Below are 18,906 nucleotides of genomic sequence, written 5' to 3'. Positions count from 1 at the left end.
GGGAAAGCATCCGGCAGCCGTCCGGCCGGCAGGAAACAAGCATTTGTGACCGTCAATCTTGCAGACGCGGGATCGCCGCGCCGTTTCGGCCCTTCGGCGTCCGGCGCCGGCATGGGGTCCAAGGCCCCGGGACGGCTTGCACTTTTGCGCTGCGGCGGCTTTCCTGCGCCCTCGGGCCGTGATCGTGCCCGGCGAAAGGAACGGGGACATGACGGGCCAGGACGATTTCCGCTCGGACACGGTGACGCGGCCGGATGCGGCCATGCGGGCGGCAATGGCTTCGGCCGAGGTGGGCGATGCGGTCTACGAGGATTGCCCGACCACCCGCAGGCTGGAGGCGATGGCGGCGGAACGCCTTGGCAAAGAGGCGGCGCTGTTCTTTCCCACCGGAACGCAGTCGAACCTGGCCGCGCTGATGGCTTATTGCGGTCGGGGGGACGAATACCTGGTCGGGCACACGGCCCATACCTTTCTGTACGAAGGGGGCGGCGCGGCGGTGCTGGGATCGATCCAGCCCCAGCCCTTGCCGAACGAGGCCGACGGCACCATCGCCCTGGCCGCCATCGAGGCCGCGATCAAGCCTGACGATTTCCACCATGCCAGAACCCGGCTTCTGACCCTTGAGAACACGTTCGGTGGCCTTGTGCTTGACCCAGACTATCTGGACGCCGCGACCGGGCTGGCGCGGCGCCACGGCCTGGCCACGCACCTGGACGGCGCGCGGCTGATGAATGCCGCGGTGGCCACAGGCTGCGCGCCCGACGCGCTTGTCGAGGGCTTCGATACCGTGTCCCTGTGCCTGTCCAAGGGGCTGGGCGCGCCCGTCGGATCGGTCCTGGCCGGGCCGGCGGATGTGATCGCCTCGGCCCGCAGGCTGCGCAAGATGCTGGGCGGCGGGATGCGGCAGACGGGCATCCTGGCTGCCGCCGCGATCCATGCGCTTGACCATAACGTCGCGCGGCTGGCGGATGACCATGCCCTTGCGGCGCGTCTTGCGGATGTGCTTGCGGCCTTTCCCGAACTCGGCTCGGGTCCGGCGCGGACCAACATGGTCTTCATGACCCCCGTCGGCACGGATGTCGACGGCTTCCGGCAGTTCCTGGCGGATCGCGGCATTGTCGTGGGCGGACGCTATGGCAGCCTGCGGTGGGTGACGCATCTTGATGTCGATGACGCCGCGGTCGATCGGGTGCAGGCGGCCTGCGAGGCCTATTTCTTGCACGCGCGGCGCAGCTAGGGCGCCAGCCTTCGTCTTCCCGGCATCCCGGCCGGGAAGCCCGCCGCGGGAAAAGGCCAAGGCGTCTGGAACACCCGGGGTCCTGGCCGGTTTCGCAAATCCTGCGGCGGAAGATGGGCGGCATCATGTCTTCGACCACCACGATGTCCTTGTCCGGCGCCCCTGCCGAGGTCTTCCTGCGCCATGTCGAGCAGTTCAGCTATCGCCGGAACAGGTCGGACCGGGCAAGGGCCCTGACCAACGTGACCTTCTTCGCGGGGGCGGGCTTTTCGAAGGCCTGGGATCCAAAGGCGCCCATCGGGTGCGAGCTGTTCACGCTGGACACCAAGCTGATCCGGGACGTGGCGGATGCGGGCAGCCTGGCGCGGATGTTCGGGCTGGACGCATCGGACAGGATCACGCCCGAGACGCTGAGGCAGATCGTCTATCAGCTGGACATGTATGACCGCTTTCCCGATGTGCGGCCGCGCTATCTTGACGAACAGAACCTGCGGATGTTCCGCGGCGCGCTGCGGGCCGCCGTGCTGGACCGCTATGACCGGGCGACGCGTCTGAACTATTTCGACGGGGCGGCGGGAAGGTTTCCCCTGGTGTCACCCTCGGCGCGCCAACGGGACATCATGGCCTTTTTCCGGCACCTGCGCCTCGGCTCCGTGCCAGAGGATCCGTGGGAAGGGGTGCGGACCCATTTCATCACCACGAACTATGACTATGTGATCGAAACGATCCTGGACAACCTGACCCCCGATGCCCCGCCGCTGTTCTTCCACACCTATCGCGGCTTCACCCCGGTGCAGATCGCGGGCGGCCCCGGCTTCGCGCCCGTCCACGAACACTGGCAGGTGCAGCACCTGCTGAAGATCAACGGCGGCTTCGAAATCCTGCGCCGGGGTCATGGCTATGTGCTGGATTACGGCAAGCGCGATGCCAGGGCGATCATGGCCGATCCGCCGGTGGTGACGCTGGCCTCGCGCGAACAGGATTACTCGGATCCCTATTTCGCGATGGTCTTTCCCAAGGTGGTCCGGCTGATGCGGGATTCGACGATCCTGGTGATCGTGGGATACAGCCTGCCTTCGGACGATGCGCTGATCCGGTTCTTCCTGCGCCAGTTCGCCGAGGAACCAGAGGACGGCCTTGGCAAGGTGATCTTCTATCTGGGGCCCGGCGATGCCGAGGAAAAGCGCCAGACCATCGCCGAGGTCTTTCCGGCGATGGAGCGGATGGAGGCCCCCCAGCTTGTCACCTATGATTCAGGCTTCGACCAGTTTGCGCAGGAATGCCTGGATCTTCTGGGCCGCCGCGGATGACGGCCCGGCGCCCGTCAAGCCCGGCCTGCGCGGCCTGCGCGGCCCTGATGCCGCTAGTCGTCCCGGCGGCCTTCCGGCTTGACGGGTGACATGATCGCTTCGTCCGCCTCGTCCGGGCCACCCTCCGTGCCGCCTTCGCCCGCCTCGATGATGCGGCCGTCGGCGGGGCTGAGATTGTCGGAAAGCTCCTCGGCCGGAAACTCCTCCAGGGGCTGGTCCTGGGCCTCGGGAAAGGCGTCCTCGACCGAGCCGTCGCCGCGTTTCATGCTGCCGGGCGAGCGCTTGCCATGCGGGTGGTCGATGTCATTGGGTCCGCCCGGACGTTCGTCCTGATGCGAGATCTGGTGAATCTGTTCGGGATCTTCCATGTCAGCCTCTTCGCCGTGAAGGGGGAAAACCATGCAGCCGGGAAATGGTTCCGGGGATGCCGCGGGGCGCGGGGACGACCCTGCGGTCCCCGCCCGGACCTAGGCCCGGACCCAAGGCGGGACCGGGCCTTGCCGGACCCCGGTCCGCCTGCCGGCCGTCAGTTGCTGCGGTGGAACCAGCGGATCTGGGTCGAGGCATTGGCCGGCGTCGGCGGGCCAGCAAGCGGCTTGCCCGTCGAGGAAATGGCCATGTATTCAAGCCCCGACCCATCGTTCAGCCAATCCGCCGCCCGCTGGCTGCACAACTGGACCGCCGCATCGACCACCAGGCGGAACCCGGCGGGCTTGCGCATCCGCCCCACGTCCTTGAAGCGGACGGGGATCATCACGTCGTCATAGCCGGTCATGAACATGAAGGGGATGTTCCTGGCCTTCAGCGCATCCGCAACGTTGAACCGCGCCCCATTCCCCAGGTTGATGTCGATGATCGCGCAGGTGGGCGTCTGGCCCGCGATCAGATCCAGGGCCTGATCCTCGTGCGCGACCGGCCCAAGCAGATCGGCCCCGGCCTTGCGCAGAACCTCCTCGATCCCGATGGCAAGATGGAAATCATCCTCGACCACCAGGACCTTCACCCCGTGCAGCCTTGCTTCGTTGGCCATGCTCATGATCCTCCTGCGATGACGCTATCGGGCGCCATCGCGTTTCTTCCAGATTGCCGTGGTGCCGCCAATGCGGCGGTCGAACAGAAAAGTCACAGGAACAACTTCACCAACCCCGAGCCTGCCACGACCCCCCTCGCTTGTCCCGCGGCTTGCGGGCAGCAGGCATGGCAGTTCCTGAAGCCTCCGCAACAACCGGCTGCGGCGCTTCATCTCGATCCTTGACTACGTCATGGATGAAACGGCGGGGGCGGGCTTATGTTCCACCAGTTGCTATTTGTTCACCCGCAGGCGGATCCGGCGATCCCTTTGAGGACAGTGCGTTCTGGCGGTCCGTCAGGTCCGCAACCAGTCCGGCGCAAGCTGGATCCCGGCGGCCTCGGCCAGCGGCAGGACGCGCTGCAATTCCGCCATCAGCCCTGCCTGCCGGGCCAGTCCCATCCGCACCCCCTTCTCGGGCCAGAAGGCGCGCACGGACAGCACGCCCTTGTCACGCTTCGCGTCAAGGCGGCCGATCAGCCGGTCGCCCTGCAGCACCGGGAACACGTAATAGCCAAAGCGCCGCTGCGGTTCGGGCACGAAGATCTCGATCCGGTAGTGGAAGCCGAACAGCCGTTCGGCCCGCGCCCGGTCGCGCAGCGCCGGGTCGAAGGGCGACAGCAGCCGCACCCGCTGCGAAGGCGCGGGCAGCGCGGCCAGCCCGTCCAGGATCTGCGGCGTCGAGACGCAAGGCCTGCGCGATCCGTCGGCCATCTCGACCTCGATGGCGATGATCCGGCGGGCGGCCAGGGCTTCGGCGCACCACCGCCTGGCCTCGTCGCGGGTCGCGATGTCGAAGAAGGCCGCCAGTTCGCCGCCGGTGGCAAAGCCAAGCCGGTCAAGGGCTGCGGACATGGCCCAGTCAACGACATCGGGCGCGGCCATCGATGCATCGCGATAGGGTGCCGGGATGACCCGTTCGGCCAGGTCATAGACCTTGCGGAACCCCACCCGATGGCTGATCGCCAGGCGGCCCGACCGCCACAGATATTCAAGCGCCGTCTTCGAGGGATGCCAGTCCCACCAGCCGCCCCCGCCGCGCGGCTCGTCCGGCGCCACCTCGGCGGCACTTGCGGGGCCGTGATCGGCGATCCGTTGCAGGATCGCCTGTGTCTCGCCTTCCCAGCCGGGGCGGCGGCAGGCGGGCCAGCGTTGCCGGATCCGCGCCTCGTCCCGGGCGAACTTCAACTGCCACATGGGATAGAACTGCATCGGCAGGACGGCGGCGTCATGGGTCCAATGCTCGAATGCGGCGCGGTGGCGGGAAACCAGATGGTCAAGCGCGCGGGGGCGGTAACGGGTCCGGCGCGACCACAGGATCAGGTCATGCGCCCGCGCCAGCGTGTTGACGCTGTCCACCTGGACAAATCCCAAGCCCCCCAGCACATCGCCCAGATCCGCGCCCGTGCAGGGACCGGAACCCTGTCGCAGCAGCAGGTGGCGATCCAGGAACAGCCGGCGGGCATCGGTGTTCATCAGCAGGGGCGGGCTCATCGCGCTACCTTAGCCGCCCGCAGCGAAACCGCAATCGGCCCGGATGGGCTGGCCTGCCATGATCCCGGCCGGCCCGGCGATCGCCAGGTGCAACCGAAGATTGTGCCGTCCAGGCGTGATTCGCCTTATGCCATTCCTTTTGCGCGCAGAGGCAACAAAGGCATGGACCTTGCGGCTGCGAATGATCTTGATCATTCTCAAGGTCGTGTCCCCTTGGCCCCACCCGCCAGGCCTGCCTCGCCACTGCCGCTGCGTAACCTGCCAAACCATTGCATTTTATTCACTTTACCGCCCATCACCCTTATGCGTATCAAGGGGCTGGTGGCCGACGCGGCCGCACGAGGACCATCTGGTGGACAATCTTTCTTCTGAGTTAGTGTTGTTGAATGCGGGCGAGGTGATCCAGGCATCGGTTTTTCGCCTTTCGGCCGGGTGGGACGCGGTCCTGTCGCTGCCCGAACATGCCTCGGCAGGCGACCTGGCCATCATCCGGGGGCTTCTGGTCCTGCCGGACCAAGCCGATGCAGGCGGTGCGGTCCGCGCCGCCGTCAATCGGGGCCAGGCGTTCCGGCTGTCGCTGCGCATCCAGGGGACCGAGGCCCGCGACAGCCCGGCCTCGGTCGCCGCCGTTCCCGTTCCGGGACCGGACGGGGCCGCGGCGGAATGGCTTTGCACCCTGTCCCGCGATGCGGACGAGGAATGGTCCGATCAGCAGGTCGCGGGGCTGGCGGAACGGCAGTCCTTTCTTCTGGCGCTGTCGGACGCGATCCGGGATCTGGGCGCGCCGCACGCCATCATGCACCACGCGGCCCGGACCCTTGGCCTGCGGCTTGACTGCGGCCGGGTGCGTTATGTCGATCTGGACCGGGCGCGGCTGACCTTTGCCGCCTCGGCCGAATGGGCCAATGCGGACCGGGGGATCGATGCTGTCGCAAACCGCTTTTCCCTCAACCTGGTCGGCCAGGCCCTGATCCAGGACATCATGCGCGGCGGTGTCGTGTGGATCGAGGATGTCGTCACCGATCCCCGGACCCGCGAAAATGCCGATTTCTTCCTGCAGTTCCAGGTTTCGTCCGGGCTGGTCGTGCCCCTGATCAAGGACGGCGTCCTGATCGCCGCCCTGACCGTTCACCATCCCGAGCCGCGCCATTGGTCGCGCCATGAGATCGATCTTGCACGCGAGGTTGCGGAACGGACCTGGTCGGCGGTCCAGCAGGCCAAGGCGGAACTGGAATTGCAGCAAACCCAGGCCGAACTTCGCCTAGCGCTTGAGGTGGCCGGGCTGGGGCATTGGCAGCTTGATCTTGAAACCTGCCAGCTTGACGCCTCGGACGAGATCAAGGCCCTGTTCGGCTACGACCCGGGCGTCGCCATGTCGCAGCAGATGATGGCGGATGCCCTTCACCCCGACGACCGCGACGATTTTCGCAAGGCCCTGGGCCAGGCGATAGCCGAAAGGTCGGGCTTTGACATCACCGGCCGGTGCCTGGCCGGGGGCCGGATCCGCTGGATTTCGCTGAAGGGCCGGTTCGATCCGGTCGACAACCACGCCGGACGGCTGGTGGGCGTCGGACGGGACATCACCTTCGACCGGGCCAGCGCTGAAGCCCGGCGCCTGGACGCCGAGCGTCTGCGCCTGATCATCGACAGTGCCAAGGATTATGCCATCCTGACCGCCGACGACGACGGGATCATCACAAGCTGGAACACCGGGGCCGAGCGCATCCTGGGCTTTTCCGAGGAAGAGGCCATCGGCCAGCACCTGCGGATCTTCTTTTCGGCCGAGGACAAGGCGGCCGGCCGCCCCGAGCACGAGATGGAAAAGGCCCGCCGCGAAGGCCGCGCCGAGGACTCCCGCTGGCACGCGCGCAAGGACGGATCGCTGTTCTGGGCCAGCGGCGAGATGGTCCCCGTCCAGGGCGAGGGGATCAGCGGCTTTCTGAAGATCTTCCGCGACCTGACCGAGCAGCGCCGGGCCGAGGACCGGACCCGCCTGCTGATCGCCGAGCTGAACCACCGCGTCAAGAACACCCTTGGCATCGTGCAGTCGATCACGCACCAGTCGCTGCGGGGAACGGAACTGGACCCGGCCGCCAGGCGCGCGCTTGACGGCCGCCTTCAGGCGCTTTCGGCTTCCCATGACCTGCTGACACGGTCCCACTGGGAAGGCGCGTCCTTGGCGGATGTGGCGCAGGCCGCCCTGGCATCCGTGCAATCGACCGCGCGCGCCGATGTCGCCCTGTCGGGCGGGCAGGTGTCGCTCAGGCCCAAGGCCGCGGTCTCGCTGGGACTGGCGATCCATGAGCTTGCGGCCAATGCCGCAAGCCACGGCGCCTTCCGCGATCCCGCCGGACGGGTCGAGCTGTCTTGGGCCGCCACCGACGGAACCCTGTCCTTCCTTTGGCGCGAACAGACGCGGCTTGCGGTGGCACGGGAACAAAGGCGCGGGTTCGGCACGCGGTTTCTGGAAGATGCCGTGCCCTACGAACTGGGGGGATCCGCCCGGCTGGCCCTGTCGCCGGATGGCGTCGAATACCGGGCCGAGATCCCCTTGCAAGGAAACGCGGCATGAACGAAGGCCAGGATTTCCTGCGGGCACTGGTCGTCGAGGACGAAGCCTTGATCGCCATGCATCTGGGCGGCCTTCTCGAGGAGATGGGCCTGGACGTGGTCGGTCCCTTCGCCAGGGCCGAACTGGCCTTGGACAGGCTGCAGCACATGGCCCCGGATGTGGCCGTGCTGGACGTGAACCTGGGAAGCGGCGGCACCAGCTTTCCCGTCGCCCGCGCCCTGATCGGTGCGGGCGTGCCCTTTGTGTTCCTGACCGGCTATGGCCAGGCGGGGGTCAGGGACGAGTTTCCGGGCGTCCCGGTCCTGACCAAGCCCGTGAACGAGATCGAATTGGGCCTGATGATCACGAAGCTTCTTCAGGCGGCAGCCTCGGATGGGGCTTCTGACGGGGCTCCTGAAGGGCCGGCCGACGGAAAGGTGATGCGGTAGCAGGTTCCCGCGGCGGTGCTGCGGGTCATCCGGCCCTCGATCTGCTGGACGAAGGCCTCGACGATCTTCATGCCGGAACTGCGGGTGACGCCGTCGGATATGCCGATGCCGTCATCGCCCACGCGCAGCTCCGCCTCGCCACTGCCGGCGGACAGGCAGATCGAGATCGTGCCGCGCCGGTCATCGGGAAAGGCGTATTTCACGGCATTGGTGACAAGCTCGACCACCACCAGGGCCAGCGATGTGGCCGTGTCGGCCCCCACCATCACGCCGTCCTGTGTCCTGAGGTCCAGCGAGATGTCCCGCTCGGCCGGGACAAGGGCGGGGCTGCGGCAAACCTGTTGCAGCAATTCGCCAAGATCCATCTGGTGGGCATTCGCCGCTTGGTACAGCACGTCATGGACATCCGCGATGGCCGCGACACGGGCTTTCAGTTCGTTCCCGTCCAGGCCGCCTTCGCGCCGCATCTGGATGCCGATCATGCTGTCGACAAGGGCCAGGTTGTTCTTCACTCGGTGGTTCAACTCGCGCATGAAGCGTTGATGCTGTTCGGCCTTGCGTTCGGCTTCCTGGCGAAGCCTTGCCTGTTCCTCATGCGCGCTGCGTTCCTTCAGGCTGCGCCGCACGAAGCCGCCAAGCACGAAGGAAAACAGCCCGCCCGCCGACAGCAGGATCCAGACCGGCACGGAACGCCAGAACCAGGACCACAGGATCAGGTCGCGCGCGATGCCGAACTGCGCGTAGATCGGAAGGTCATCGGTCTTGGAAAAGGCGTAAAGCCGCGTGGTCCCGTCCGTCACGGCCGTGGCGCTGTAATGGCCGGTGTTGCCTTGCGCCATTGCCAGCCGCGCCGGCGACGACGGGTCTAGGAACATCGGCCGTGTCGGCACGTGCCGGACCAGCAGCTTGCCGTCGTCGCGCAAAAGGGACGCGGATTCGCCGTCCCGCCGGGCAACGCTTCGCAGAAAGCCGCGGATCGCCTCGATGCTGACCGCCGACACGATGGCGCCCTGGAACGATCCGTGGCGGAACGGCTTGACCACGATCAGCGCATCCTGGCCCTGCGGCTGCAGCGTGATGCGGTCCAGGATCAGCGTGCCGCCTGCCCTGACCCCGTCCAGGTAATCGCGCCGCGAGGCGGTGCTGGACACGGGAAAGGCCCGGCTGGACGCCATCCAGGTGCCGTCAAGGCCGATCACCGCCAGGCCCAGCGTCATGCCCTGCCCCCCCTCGATCCGGGCCAGGAAGTCGTGGAACGCCCTGCTGGTCAGATAATCCGGGTCAGGCTGGGCATCGACATGGGCCAGGGCCGCGTCGTGAAGGACGGTCTGGGTCTGGACCAGGCGCTGCGTGTACTGGCGGACCAGGGCCACGTTTTCATGGGCCTGATCGATGGCGCGCTGCCGTTCGTCCAGGTAGGTGATCGTGCCCCACAAGACGCTGCCCAGCAGCGGAAGCAGCAGGCTTCCGATGCGCAGGATCGTGATGCTTTTCGCCTGGTGCAATGTCCGGTCCCGCAGCTTTCCGGTGGAAGAACAGTTTTCTACGCCTGATCTCGGCTCCGTAGCCGCACAGCCATATCACCACAAGATGACCTGTCTGCAAAGACATGTTGCTTTTTGTGAAGCCGCCACCGCCTGCGTTGAACGGCGCCTCCCTCGGCCTCCGTCGCGGTTGTCCGCACCGCCGCAATCCCCGATGCCGGCGACGGGCTGGAACATTCGTCCGCCTTTCCTGTTGGGATCAGTCCGCGGGGGGCATCGTCCGGATCCCGGCATGGCTTTGGCCTGCCGCCTGAACCTTTCCCCGTTCTGAAATCCGATCAGCCCCGGGGCAATCCGCACCTGGGCCTTCCAAGGAGATCGCCATGAAGACCCTTTTCCTTTCCGCAGCCGTCGGTCTTGCCAGCCTGGGCACAGCATGGGCACAGGACATGACCGCGCAGGACTTCGTCACCCAGGCGGCCAGCGGCGGCCTGTTCGAGGTCCAGTCGAGCGAACTTGCCCTGCAAAGCGCCCAGGACACCGAGATCCAGGAATTCGCCAACCAGATGATCACGGATCACACGACCAACAACCAGGAGCTGATGGCCATCGCCCAGGCCGAGAACCTGTCGATGCCGGCCGAACTGGGCAGCCCCCATGCCGAGATGATGCAGGCCCTGCAAAGCGCCGAGGGCGAGGCCTTCGATTCAGCCTATGTCCAGAATCAGGTCGTGGCCCATGAAACGGCGGTGACGCTGTATCAGACCTATGCGGAAGGCGGCGACAACGAGGCGCTGATGGCCTATGCCGAGAAAAGCCTGCCTGTCCTGCAGCAGCATCTGGAACATGCCCAGAGCCTGACCGGGCAGTAACGCGCTGGCACCAAGGGCTGCCTGTCCCACGGCGTAGGCGGCCTTTCCGATCCGCGCGATGCCGCGCAATGCTCTTGAACCCGGGGGCCTGCCTTCGCAAAGGGGCGCAGGGCCCACAGGCGACGGGACGGCTGACAGATGCAGGGGCCAATGCCATGACCAGGGTGGACATGTTCGAACGATATCCGGCCGATCCCTTGCGCCTTGCAGTGATGGTCATGCTGGCCGCGGCGTCGGTCCTTGCCATGACGGGCGAGCTTGGCCGGGTCCTGCCCCCGCATGGGCTTTGGGATTTCGGCGCCTTTGTGGCGTCGGGGCGGGCGGCGGCGGAAGGGCTGGATCCCTATGGCATCTATCCCCTGACCCCCCATGTGGTCCTGCCGGGCTTCGAATCCTGGAACCCGAACCTGAACCCGCCGATCTCGGCGCTGCTGTTCCAGCTTTTCGACCTGGCCGAGCCGCAGGCGTCGCTGCGGGTCTGGCTGTGGATATCTGTCGCCTGCTACCTGGCCACTGTGGTCCTGCTGGTGCGCCGCTACGGGCAGGGAATCGAGGGGCTGCTGATCGCGGTCTGGGCCTTCGGGCTGGCCGGGTTCTGGGACACCCTGTTCCTGGGCCAGATCTATCTGCCGCTGCTTCTGATGGCGGTGGGGGCCTGGCTGCTTCTGGAACGGCAGGAACTTCTGTGGTCGGGCATCCTGATCGGCCTTGTTGTTGCGATGAAGCCGAACTTCCTTGTCTGGCCGGTGCTGCTGTTCCTGTCTGGCCATCGCCGGCCCGCCCTTGTCAGCCTTGCCGTGGCCGCGGCGGTCAGCCTGATTCCCGCGGTGGTCCTGGGGCCGGGGGTTTACCGGCAGTGGTTAAGCCTCGTCGCCTCGGACGGCGAACGGGCCTTTTTCCTGACAAATGCCTCCCTGTCGGGGCTTGCCGCGCGCGCAGGCATTCCCGCAGCGGGCACGGCCCTGGGGGCGGCGCTTCTTCTGGGACTTGCGGCCTGGGCCTTTCGCCGCCGTCCCGCCGTCATGGCGGCCAGCAGCGCCGCACTGGTGGCCTCGGTCCTGGCCTCGCCGCTGGGCTGGATCCATTACACGCTTTTCCTGCTGCCGGTCCTGCTGCACCATTGGGACCGGCGGGCGATGTGGGTCGTGGGCGGCCTTCTGGTCGTGCCGGTGCCCTTTGTCATCGACCAATTCGCGGCGGGCAGCGGGGCGCAGCTGACCATCGGTTCGGTTTACGGCTGGGCCGTCCTGCTTTGCATAGTGGTGGTCATGCTTCCCAGGGGCGACAGGTCAAGGCGGGCATCCCTGGCCACGTGAAGGCGCCAGAACTCTGTCTCGGCGGCCAGAACGAAGCGTTCGGCAAGGGCCGCGGCATAAACCTCGCGCAGGCCATTGGTGGTCCACCGCTCGATCGGGGCCTTCGGCTCCATCACGATCCTTGCATCGGCCAGGAAGTCGTCGGGCGGCATGTGGTGGCGCGCATCGACCGTGCGGCCCCAATGGTGCCAGGTGCTGCCGCCCTGGGTCGGGGCAAGCCCCAGCCCGGCGGTGAAGGGGCCGACAAAATCCAGCACAAGGACGCGGCCCGGCGCGTCAAGCCGCGCCAGGACCGCAGCACCGTCCCGCAGGCTGTCGTCATAGCGCCGGAAGGCGGGATACTGGCCTTCGTTCCAAAGCCGCACAAGCCTGATCCCTTGGTAGTTGGGCAGCGACAAGGGCACCCCCTGCCGCGCCAGCCCAAGCCCGCCATGCAGGCCAAGCACGACCGAGAAATGCACAAGCGGCGGTGCCAGGAAGGCCAGCAACAGCAGCGGCACCCCCCGTTGCAGGGGATGGGCAGCGCGCAGGCTGGCCTCGGCCGCGACAGCGGCGCCTGCGCCCAGCGTCAGGATGCCGACGATCTGGAAGTTCTGCTCGATCAGCAGGATGCCGGTCACAAGGCAGCAGACCAGGAACAGGACATCGCGGAGGCTTCGCCTTGCCCACAGCAGCAAGGCGGCGAAGATTGCATAGATGCAGATCTCGGGCAGGTTTCGCTGCAACTCGGTCACAAGCGCGCGCGGGCCGGGAAAGTCGCCGCTGACCTCGCTGGCCAGGCGAAGGTCGGCAAGATAGCCTGCGGTGCCGCCCCAGACCGCCTCGATCCCCAAGCCCGCCGCCGCCGTCAGCGCCAGGGCCGAGGCCGCCCAGCTCCATTGCCGGCGGTCCGACAGCATGAAGATCAGGAAGGCGATGCAGACAAGCCCGTAGCTGATCTTGAGGTAAAGCATCAGAAGCGTCAGCAGCGCGGCGCAGGCGGCATCTGCGGCCCCCTGCCCACGCCGGGGGCGCAGGGGCGGCAGATACATGACCAGCAGCAGCCCAAGGGCCGCCCAGCCAATGCGGTTGTAGAACATGGCGAAGGACAGATCCGCGATCCCCTCGCCGGGGTTCATCGGCACCGCGACGATCAGCAGAAGATAAAGCGCCAGGGGCAGGCCAAGTGCCGGGCGCATCCGGGTTGCAATCACATGCGAGGCGATCATCGCAAAGCCCAGCGTCGTCAGCCCCATGCCCAGCGGCATCGCCGCCCCCAGGCTGCCCCCCAGGGCCAGGCCGAGGGCGGGGATGTAATAGGCGATCGGTCCCAGCGAGGACCGGAAATCCACATTCGGCACCTGGCCCGTCTGGATGCGGTAGGCGCCTTCCAGGAAGATGAACAGGTCGTTGACATATTTGGTGGTCACGGTCTGGCCCGGAAGGGCCAGGACCAGGCCGATCAGCAGGCCGGACAGCAGGATGATCCGGCCCTGCGGCATGGCCGCCAGCCGGTGCAGCGGGCCTGTCGGGCCATGAGCCTTGGCTTGGGCCTGGGTTTGGTGCTGGGCCTTGGCGGGCATCACGGCCTCGGCTCCTTCCGCATGTGGATCGTCCAGTCGTCCGTCTTCAGGACCGGGACGAAATGGCCGTCGATGAAGGACCCGTAGATCCCCCGAAGCTGGAGGCTGTTGATCCCGATCCTGGGCTCCATGATCGTGTCCACGTCGCGGTAAAGCTGCGCCGGCGGCAGGTGGTGTTCCGCGCTGACATTGCGGTTCCAGTGCAGCCAGGCATTGTCACCCCTTGGCGGCGGAAGGCCAAGCCCGGCCGGGAAGGGGTTCACGAAGTCCAGCGTGGCGACCCGGCCGATATCGGGGCCAAGGCGCTGCAGGGCCTGCCCGCCCGAAGCGAAGCTGCCGACGTAAAGGCGCGAAAAGCCGTGGTCGCCTGCGGACCACAGCCGGGTATATCGGACATCGCGAAACCCGGGCAGCCCCAGCGGCGTCCCGGCATTGGCCGTGGCCAGGGCGCCGTGCAGCACCAGGGCCGAGGCGTGATACAGCGTCGGCGGCAGGGTGAATGCCAGAAGCAGCAGGGGCGTCGCCGCTGACAGGGTTCCCGCACTGCCCACAAGACGCTGCGCCGCAACCGCCGATCCGGCATAAAGCGTGATGACCCCCCAGTTATGGGCATTCTGGCTGACGATCAGCAGCCCTGCCGCCACGCAGCCGGCATAGAAGACCGCATCCCGCAGCGACCTTTCCTGCCACAGCGCCAGGCCTGCGATCAGGGCGAAGACGGCGAGGTCGGCGAAGTTGCGCAAGGTGACGTTGATCAGCGCGCCCGTTCCCCGCCCGCCGCTGATCCGGGCCGTTTCCATCAGGTCGGCCAGGTGGCTGGCGGTGCCGCGCCAGAAAAGCTCGGCCACGGCAGCCGCCGCCAGGACCGCGGCCAGCGCCAGCGCCGCCCGGCGCCGCTGGCCCGGGATGACGGCCAGGAAGACCAGGAAGGCAAGCGCGACGGCGCCATAGGTCAGCTTGCTGTATAGCTGAAGCAGCGTCAGCGCCGCCGCGCACAGCACGTCACGCGCTTCCTGCCACGGCCTGGGGACCAGGGGCGGCAGATACATGATGACCAGCAAGCCAAGCGCCGCCCAGCCGATCCGGTTGTAGAACATGGCGAAGGACAGGGCGCCGATCCGGTCGCCCAGGTTGATCGGCACCGCAAGCAGCAGGATCAGGAAGGCCCCGACCGGCACTGCCAGAAGCGGATGCAGGCGCGATCCCAGAACATGGGCCGCAAGAAGCGTGAAGACCAGGATCACCAGGGCCATGCCCACGGGAAGCGCCCCGCCAAGGCTTCCGGTGATCCAGTAACCGGCGGCCGGGATCAGATAGACCAGCGGCCCAAGCGCGGTGTGGAAATCCCGGTTCGGCACCTGCCCCCGGCTGATGCGATGCGCGCCATCAAGGAAGATCAGCACGTCATTGGCAAAGGCGCTTGTGATCGTGCGGCCGGGCGCGCCCAGGATGAGGGCGCAGGACAGCCCGATCAGGGCGATCAGGACGGGTGCGGTGGCTTGCCGCATCATGGCCGGGCAGCCGGCGCGCGGCGATGGATCTGCCAGAACTCGGTTTGCCGGATCAGCGTGAAGTTGCCTTCCACGAAGGGCATGTAAAGCGCGCGGACGGGGTCGGACCCGCCCGCGCGGACAAGGACGACCTCGGCATCGGCGAACAGGGCCTCGGGCGCGGGATGGTCCGTGGGGCCCAGCGTGTTCAGCCACCGCATCACGGGCATGAAGCCCTTGGCCGGGCGCAGGCCCAGGGCGGCCGAGAAGGGATCGGCCGCGCCCAGAACGGCAAGGCTTTCGGGCTGCGGGTCAAGGGCCGACAAGGCGCGGATGCCCTCCTCGACCGTGCCAAGATACCGGTTCGCGCCGCCGAAGTCGCCGCCGGTCCAAATGTCGGCAAGCCGCACCCCCTCCATCCCTGGAAGGGGCAGGGGACGCCCGGCGCCCGTCACGGCTGCCGTGACATGCAGCCCCAGGGCGATCCCGTTGTGCAGGATCGTCGGCAGCATCATCACCAGGACCAGCAGCGTGGCGCCCGCGCTGTTTCCCAGGATGGGCGGGCGGGGGCCATCGCCTTCCCGCAGGATACGACCGGCCGCGACGATCGCGGCGGCGTGCAGGGCAAGGATGCCCCAACGCTGTTCGTTGTGGTTGATGATCCAGAAGCCGCCGAGGGCGCAAAGGATGAAGAACAGCGCGTATCGAAGGCTCCACCGCCGCCACAGGGAAATGCCCGCGATCAGGCCCAGAAGGACGTAGTCGGTGAAGCTGACAAGGGCGTGGTCGATGATGTCGCCCCAGCTTCCCCGAAGAAGCCCCCCTGCGCCCCAGGCCGTCGTGGTGGCTTGCAGATATCCGGGCAGGCCGCCCCAGATCAGCGCCGTGACAAGCGTGCCCAAGGCTGCGCCCAGCAGCGCAAGCGCCGCCCACCCCCGCTGGCGCCGGTCGCACAGGATGAAGGCCAGGACCGCCACCGCCGCCAGTCCATAGGTCAGCCGGACATGGATCATCGCGAAAGCCAGGACCGCCGCAGCCGCCGCATCGCGCCTGTCCTTGCCCGACTGCAGCGGGGGCAGGACCATCGCCAGCAGCAGGGCAAGCGCCACCCAGCCGATCCGGTTGTGGAACTGGGCAAAGGACAGCGCGGTCATCGGCTCGCCCAGGTTCATTGGCGCGGCAAGCACAAGAACCAGAAAGGCGGCCGACAGCAGGGCCAGCACCGGATCCAGGCGCGAGGTCAGGACATGGGCCATGACCGGCGCAAGGAGGACCAGCACGACCCCCACCGCCACCGGCAAGGCCGCGCCCCATCCGCCCAGCCATGCACCGAGCGCGGGCAGGTAATGGACCAGCGGCCCCTGCGCGGTGATGAAGTCGCGCCCCGGCACCTGCCCCGACAGGACGCGGTTCGCCCCGTCCAGGATGTAGAACAGCTCGTCAAGCCCGCGCGTGGCCACCGTCCGCCCCGGCAGGACTAGCAGCAGGGCCGCCAGGACGGCCATGCCGATGATCAACCTGCCGGGACGGGAAAGGATCCCTTCCACAGCGGCGCTGCGGCTGGCCAGGGGCTGCGCCATGTCAGAGCTTGAGCTTCTTGAAGATCGGCTCGGGGATGGCGCCGATCACCGACATCACCCCGCGCCAGACGGGGCGGACATAGATCACGTCGCGGCCGCGCTTGCCTTCGGCTGCGGCAAGGATCGCGGCGCCCACCTCGGCGGGTTCCGCGGTCAGCAGGCCGGGCAGCTTCATGCCTGCCGTCATCCGCGTCCGGACAAAGCCCGGCTTGACGGTGACCACGCGCAGGCCGCTGGGGGCCAGACGGTTCCGCAGGCCCGACAGGAAGGCCGTGAACCCGGCCTTTGCAGCGCCATAGACATAGTTCGTGCCGCGCCCCCGATCGCCCGCCACCGAACTGACCCCGACGATGGAACCCGAGCCGCGCGCCAGGAAGCGGTTCGCGAAATGCCCCAGCAACAGGGACGGCCCCTCGAAATTGGTGCGGAACACCATGGCGGCATGGTCGAACTCGACCTGCGCGCGTTCCTGGTCGCCCATCTCGCCCACCACGCAGACCACCGTGTCCGGCAGGACCGGCAGGCTGTCCACGAAGCCCGGCATGGCGTCGCTGTGCAGGATGTCAAGCGCATGGACCTGGACGCCTGCGCCGGTGCGCGTGGCGATGTCGTCGGCATTGCGTTGGGCCGATTGGACGTTGCGGGCGGCCAGAAGCACCTGCCACCCCGCCTCGGCATAGGCCATAGCCGTCGCGCGCCCGATATCCGAGGTGGCGCCGATCAGCAGCATCGTCTTGCGGTTCTCTGTCATATGCCAAGCCTGCTTGAAAGATGAGAGGCCATGTGGCCGGGGGCGCCAATGGCGCTGCGAAGGTCGTTGAAGCGTCCCAGGGCAGGATAGCCCGCCTCGAAGGTCTGGCGGGACTGCCTTGCATCCTTTGCCAGATAAAGCCGTCCCCCGGCCGCGACGACGATCCGGTCGATCTGGTCCAGAAGGGCAAAGGTTTCGTCCGTGACGCGCAGATCAAGCGCCAGCGTATATCCCGGCATGGGAAAGGACATCAGGCTGCCCCCCGCCCCCATCTTCTTGAGCACCGCCAGGAACGAGGCCTTGCCCGACCGGGTGATGCGGTCCAGGATCTCGGCCAGGGCCGCATGGGCGGTGGCGGGCGGCACCACGCATTGATGCTGCAGAAAGCCCCGGCGGCCATAGATCCGGTTCCACCGGTCCACCCCGTCCAGCGGGAAGAAATAGGGATGCCAGTGGGTCAGGAAGGGCTTGTCGCCGTTTCGGGCGCCGCGCCGGAAGTAAAGTTCGTTGAAGGCCGCGACCGAGGCCTTGTTCAAGGTCATGGAGGGCAGGTCGAAGGGAACGCCCAGCCGGCCGGGGCTGGCCAGGGGCAGCAGCGGGGCGTCGGGGCGTTCGGACGACACCTCTTGCCGGGTGGCATGCTCGCCCGCGAAGATCAGCGACCGCCCCAGCCCCGCGCCCCGCGCCACGCAGTCGATCCAGGCCACGGAATAGGTGGCAGCGTCGCTGTCATCCAGGGCCTTCAGCGCGCCGGCAAGATCCTTGGCGACGATCGTGCGTTGCCGGATCCAGCCGGTCTCGACGGGCTTCATGCGGAAGGTCGCCTCGGTGATGATGCCTGTCAGTCCCATGCCGCCGACAGTGGCGCGGAACAGGTCGGCATTCTCGGACGGCCCGCAGGCGACCGCCTGCCCGGATGGCAGGACAAGGGTCAGTTGTTCCAGATGATCGCCGAAGCTGCCGTCGCGGTGGTGGTTCTTGCCGTGGACATCGGCCGCGATCATCCCGCCCACGGTGACCAGCTTCGTCCCCGGCACGACGGGCGGAAAGAAGCCGCGCGGCAGGAAGGCCGCCAGGATGTCGGACAGCAGCACGCCCGCCTCGACCGTCAGGCGCCCGCTTTGCGGATCGAAGGCCTTCATCCGGTCAAGCCCAAGCGCGCCAAGCGTCCGCCTTGTTCCGATGGCCGCGTCCCCGTAGGCCCGCCCGTTGCCGCGCGCGATGATGCCGCGGCTTGACGCCACAAGGCCGGGCACCGCAAGGGGGTCGCCCAGGCCAAGGGCTTCGCTTTCGAAACGCGGATACCTTCCCCAACCCTCCAGCAGCATCAGGCGGCAGCTGCCTGGAAGACGAAGCGGCGATCAAGCGCGAATTTCGCGGCATAGCCGATGGCAAGCCCGATTGCCCCGCCCGCGTATTTGGCAAGGTCGGTCTGCCAGATCATCCAGAACGCGATCTCGAACCCCCAGAACACCATGGTCGTCAGCACGCTGAAGGCGGCGTACAACGTCACCTTGCGGGCCTCGTCGCCGTGGCTGGTATAGCCGTCATAGAAGACCCATTTCTTGTCCAGCACATATTTGACCGCAAAACCTGCCGCCGTGCCTGCCAGGATGGACAGGCCCAGCGGCGCCAAGCGGATAACGGCTTCCTGCGTCGCAAAGTTCACCAGCGTCGAGACGATCGCGAAAAGGACATAGCGAATGGCGATGGTCATCCGACACTGCTCCACCGAAAGAAC

Annotated in this window: 16 protein-coding genes; 6 read left to right on the top strand and 10 right to left on the bottom strand. The window is 67.2% G+C overall.

Annotated features, from left to right (window positions below):
• Positions 1–208: 208 nt before the first annotated feature.
• A complete protein-coding gene (ltaE, locus tag FIU66_RS14795; RefSeq protein WP_167623679.1) occupies positions 209–1,237 on the top strand; it encodes a low-specificity L-threonine aldolase in 1,029 nt (342 codons plus the stop codon).
• Positions 1,238–1,362: 125 nt separating this feature from the next.
• On the top strand, positions 1,363–2,547 hold the full coding sequence (locus FIU66_RS14790) for an SIR2 family protein (RefSeq protein ID WP_167623678.1): 1,185 nt from the start codon (positions 1,363–1,365) through the stop codon (positions 2,545–2,547).
• Positions 2,548–2,600: 53 nt separating this feature from the next.
• Here FIU66_RS14790 and FIU66_RS14785 read toward each other — a convergent pair whose 3' ends face one another.
• The 3 genes from FIU66_RS14785 to FIU66_RS14775 all read right to left on the bottom strand — a co-directional run bounded on the left by FIU66_RS14785 (position 2,601) and on the right by FIU66_RS14775 (position 5,110).
• Positions 2,601–2,915, bottom strand: coding sequence for a hypothetical protein (locus tag FIU66_RS14785; RefSeq protein ID WP_167623677.1), 315 nt, complete (start codon positions 2,913–2,915; stop codon positions 2,601–2,603).
• Between the two features lie 158 nt (positions 2,916–3,073).
• Positions 3,074–3,577: a response regulator gene (locus tag FIU66_RS14780; protein ID WP_167623676.1), complete on the bottom strand. Its 504-nt coding sequence runs from the start codon at positions 3,575–3,577 to the stop codon at positions 3,074–3,076.
• 336 nt (positions 3,578–3,913) lie between these two features.
• On the bottom strand, positions 3,914–5,110 hold the full coding sequence (locus tag FIU66_RS14775) for a winged helix-turn-helix domain-containing protein (RefSeq protein ID WP_167623675.1): 1,197 nt from the start codon (positions 5,108–5,110) through the stop codon (positions 3,914–3,916).
• A gap of 397 nt (positions 5,111–5,507) precedes the next feature.
• On the opposite strand from FIU66_RS14775, the gene FIU66_RS14770 reads away from it, so the two are divergent.
• Positions 5,508–7,682 carry a PAS domain S-box protein gene (locus FIU66_RS14770; RefSeq protein WP_167623674.1) on the top strand — a complete coding sequence of 725 codons (2,175 nt, stop codon included), beginning with the start codon at positions 5,508–5,510 and terminating at the stop codon, positions 7,680–7,682.
• The gene (locus FIU66_RS14765; protein ID WP_167623673.1) at positions 7,679–8,110 is read left to right on the top strand and encodes a response regulator; all 432 of its coding nucleotides are present in this window, start codon (positions 7,679–7,681) and stop codon (positions 8,108–8,110) included. The genes FIU66_RS14770 and FIU66_RS14765 overlap by 4 nt, the downstream gene beginning before the upstream one ends.
• Here FIU66_RS14765 and FIU66_RS14760 read toward each other — a convergent pair.
• Positions 8,038–9,615 carry a sensor histidine kinase gene (locus FIU66_RS14760; protein WP_167623672.1) on the bottom strand — a complete coding sequence of 526 codons (1,578 nt, stop codon included), beginning with the start codon at positions 9,613–9,615 and terminating at the stop codon, positions 8,038–8,040. The two genes, FIU66_RS14765 and FIU66_RS14760, sit on opposite strands and share 73 nt — an antisense overlap.
• Before the next feature lie 362 nt (positions 9,616–9,977).
• On the opposite strand from FIU66_RS14760, the gene FIU66_RS14755 reads away from it, so the two are divergent.
• Both FIU66_RS14755 and FIU66_RS14750 read left to right on the top strand, forming a co-directional pair.
• Positions 9,978–10,466 carry a DUF4142 domain-containing protein gene (locus tag FIU66_RS14755; protein ID WP_167623671.1) on the top strand — a complete coding sequence of 163 codons (489 nt, stop codon included), beginning with the start codon at positions 9,978–9,980 and terminating at the stop codon, positions 10,464–10,466.
• Between the two features lie 155 nt (positions 10,467–10,621).
• Entirely contained in the window at positions 10,622–11,782 is a 1,161-nt protein-coding gene (locus tag FIU66_RS14750) for a glycosyltransferase family 87 protein (RefSeq protein WP_167623670.1), read from the top strand.
• On the opposite strand, the gene FIU66_RS14745 is transcribed toward FIU66_RS14750, so the two are convergent.
• The 6 genes from FIU66_RS14745 to FIU66_RS14720 are packed head-to-tail and all read right to left on the bottom strand — an operon-like array spanning position 11,698 to position 18,882.
• Positions 11,698–13,344, bottom strand: coding sequence for a hypothetical protein (locus tag FIU66_RS14745; RefSeq protein WP_370528968.1), 1,647 nt, complete (start codon positions 13,342–13,344; stop codon positions 11,698–11,700). The genes FIU66_RS14750 and FIU66_RS14745 overlap by 85 nt on opposite strands.
• Positions 13,344–14,855 (bottom strand): hypothetical protein, encoded by a 1,512-nt coding sequence (locus tag FIU66_RS14740; protein WP_167623668.1) that lies wholly within the window; start codon positions 14,853–14,855, stop codon positions 13,344–13,346. The genes FIU66_RS14745 and FIU66_RS14740 overlap by 1 nt, the downstream gene beginning before the upstream one ends.
• The gene (locus FIU66_RS14735) at positions 14,852–16,414 is read right to left on the bottom strand and encodes a hypothetical protein (RefSeq protein WP_167623667.1); all 1,563 of its coding nucleotides are present in this window, start codon (positions 16,412–16,414) and stop codon (positions 14,852–14,854) included. The genes FIU66_RS14740 and FIU66_RS14735 overlap by 4 nt, the downstream gene beginning before the upstream one ends.
• A 1-nt stretch (position 16,415) precedes the next feature.
• Positions 16,416–17,165 carry an SDR family oxidoreductase gene (locus FIU66_RS14730; protein ID WP_167623666.1) on the bottom strand — a complete coding sequence of 250 codons (750 nt, stop codon included), beginning with the start codon at positions 17,163–17,165 and terminating at the stop codon, positions 16,416–16,418.
• Positions 17,162–18,493 (bottom strand): FAD-binding oxidoreductase, encoded by a 1,332-nt coding sequence (locus FIU66_RS14725; RefSeq protein WP_201281134.1) that lies wholly within the window; start codon positions 18,491–18,493, stop codon positions 17,162–17,164. Before FIU66_RS14725 ends, FIU66_RS14730 begins: the two co-directional genes overlap by 4 nt.
• The gene (locus FIU66_RS14720) at positions 18,493–18,882 is read right to left on the bottom strand and encodes a GtrA family protein (protein ID WP_167623665.1); all 390 of its coding nucleotides are present in this window, start codon (positions 18,880–18,882) and stop codon (positions 18,493–18,495) included. Before FIU66_RS14720 ends, FIU66_RS14725 begins: the two co-directional genes overlap by 1 nt.
• Between the last annotated feature and the right edge of the window lie 24 nt (positions 18,883–18,906).

Origin of the sequence: Paracoccus sp. AK26 (assembly GCF_011801365.1) — a bacterium.
Taxonomy (GTDB): domain Bacteria; phylum Pseudomonadota; class Alphaproteobacteria; order Rhodobacterales; family Rhodobacteraceae; genus Paracoccus; species Paracoccus aerius.
This window is presented reverse-complemented; position numbering and strand designations above follow the sequence as displayed.

Excerpts from the sequence above, each read along its gene's own strand:
- ltaE (WP_167623679.1), top strand. The coding sequence starts at position 209 with ATGACGGGCCAGGACGATTTCCGCTCGGACACGGTGACGCGGCCGGAT.
- FIU66_RS14790 (WP_167623678.1), top strand. The coding sequence starts at position 1,363 with ATGTCTTCGACCACCACGATGTCCTTGTCCGGCGCCCCTGCCGAGGTC.
- FIU66_RS14785 (WP_167623677.1), bottom strand. The coding sequence starts at position 2,915 with ATGGAAGATCCCGAACAGATTCACCAGATCTCGCATCAGGACGAACGT.
- FIU66_RS14780 (WP_167623676.1), bottom strand. The coding sequence starts at position 3,577 with ATGGCCAACGAAGCAAGGCTGCACGGGGTGAAGGTCCTGGTGGTCGAG.
- FIU66_RS14775 (WP_167623675.1), bottom strand. The coding sequence starts at position 5,110 with ATGAGCCCGCCCCTGCTGATGAACACCGATGCCCGCCGGCTGTTCCTG.
- FIU66_RS14765 (WP_167623673.1), top strand. The coding sequence starts at position 7,679 with ATGAACGAAGGCCAGGATTTCCTGCGGGCACTGGTCGTCGAGGACGAA.
- FIU66_RS14755 (WP_167623671.1), top strand. The coding sequence starts at position 9,978 with ATGAAGACCCTTTTCCTTTCCGCAGCCGTCGGTCTTGCCAGCCTGGGC.
- FIU66_RS14750 (WP_167623670.1), top strand. The coding sequence starts at position 10,622 with ATGACCAGGGTGGACATGTTCGAACGATATCCGGCCGATCCCTTGCGC.
- FIU66_RS14745 (WP_370528968.1), bottom strand. The coding sequence starts at position 13,344 with ATGCCCGCCAAGGCCCAGCACCAAACCCAGGCCCAAGCCAAGGCTCAT.
- FIU66_RS14740 (WP_167623668.1), bottom strand. The coding sequence starts at position 14,855 with ATGATGCGGCAAGCCACCGCACCCGTCCTGATCGCCCTGATCGGGCTG.
- FIU66_RS14735 (WP_167623667.1), bottom strand. The coding sequence starts at position 16,414 with ATGGCGCAGCCCCTGGCCAGCCGCAGCGCCGCTGTGGAAGGGATCCTT.
- FIU66_RS14730 (WP_167623666.1), bottom strand. The coding sequence starts at position 17,165 with ATGACAGAGAACCGCAAGACGATGCTGCTGATCGGCGCCACCTCGGAT.
- FIU66_RS14725 (WP_201281134.1), bottom strand. The coding sequence starts at position 18,493 with ATGCTGCTGGAGGGTTGGGGAAGGTATCCGCGTTTCGAAAGCGAAGCC.
- FIU66_RS14720 (WP_167623665.1), bottom strand. The coding sequence starts at position 18,882 with ATGACCATCGCCATTCGCTATGTCCTTTTCGCGATCGTCTCGACGCTG.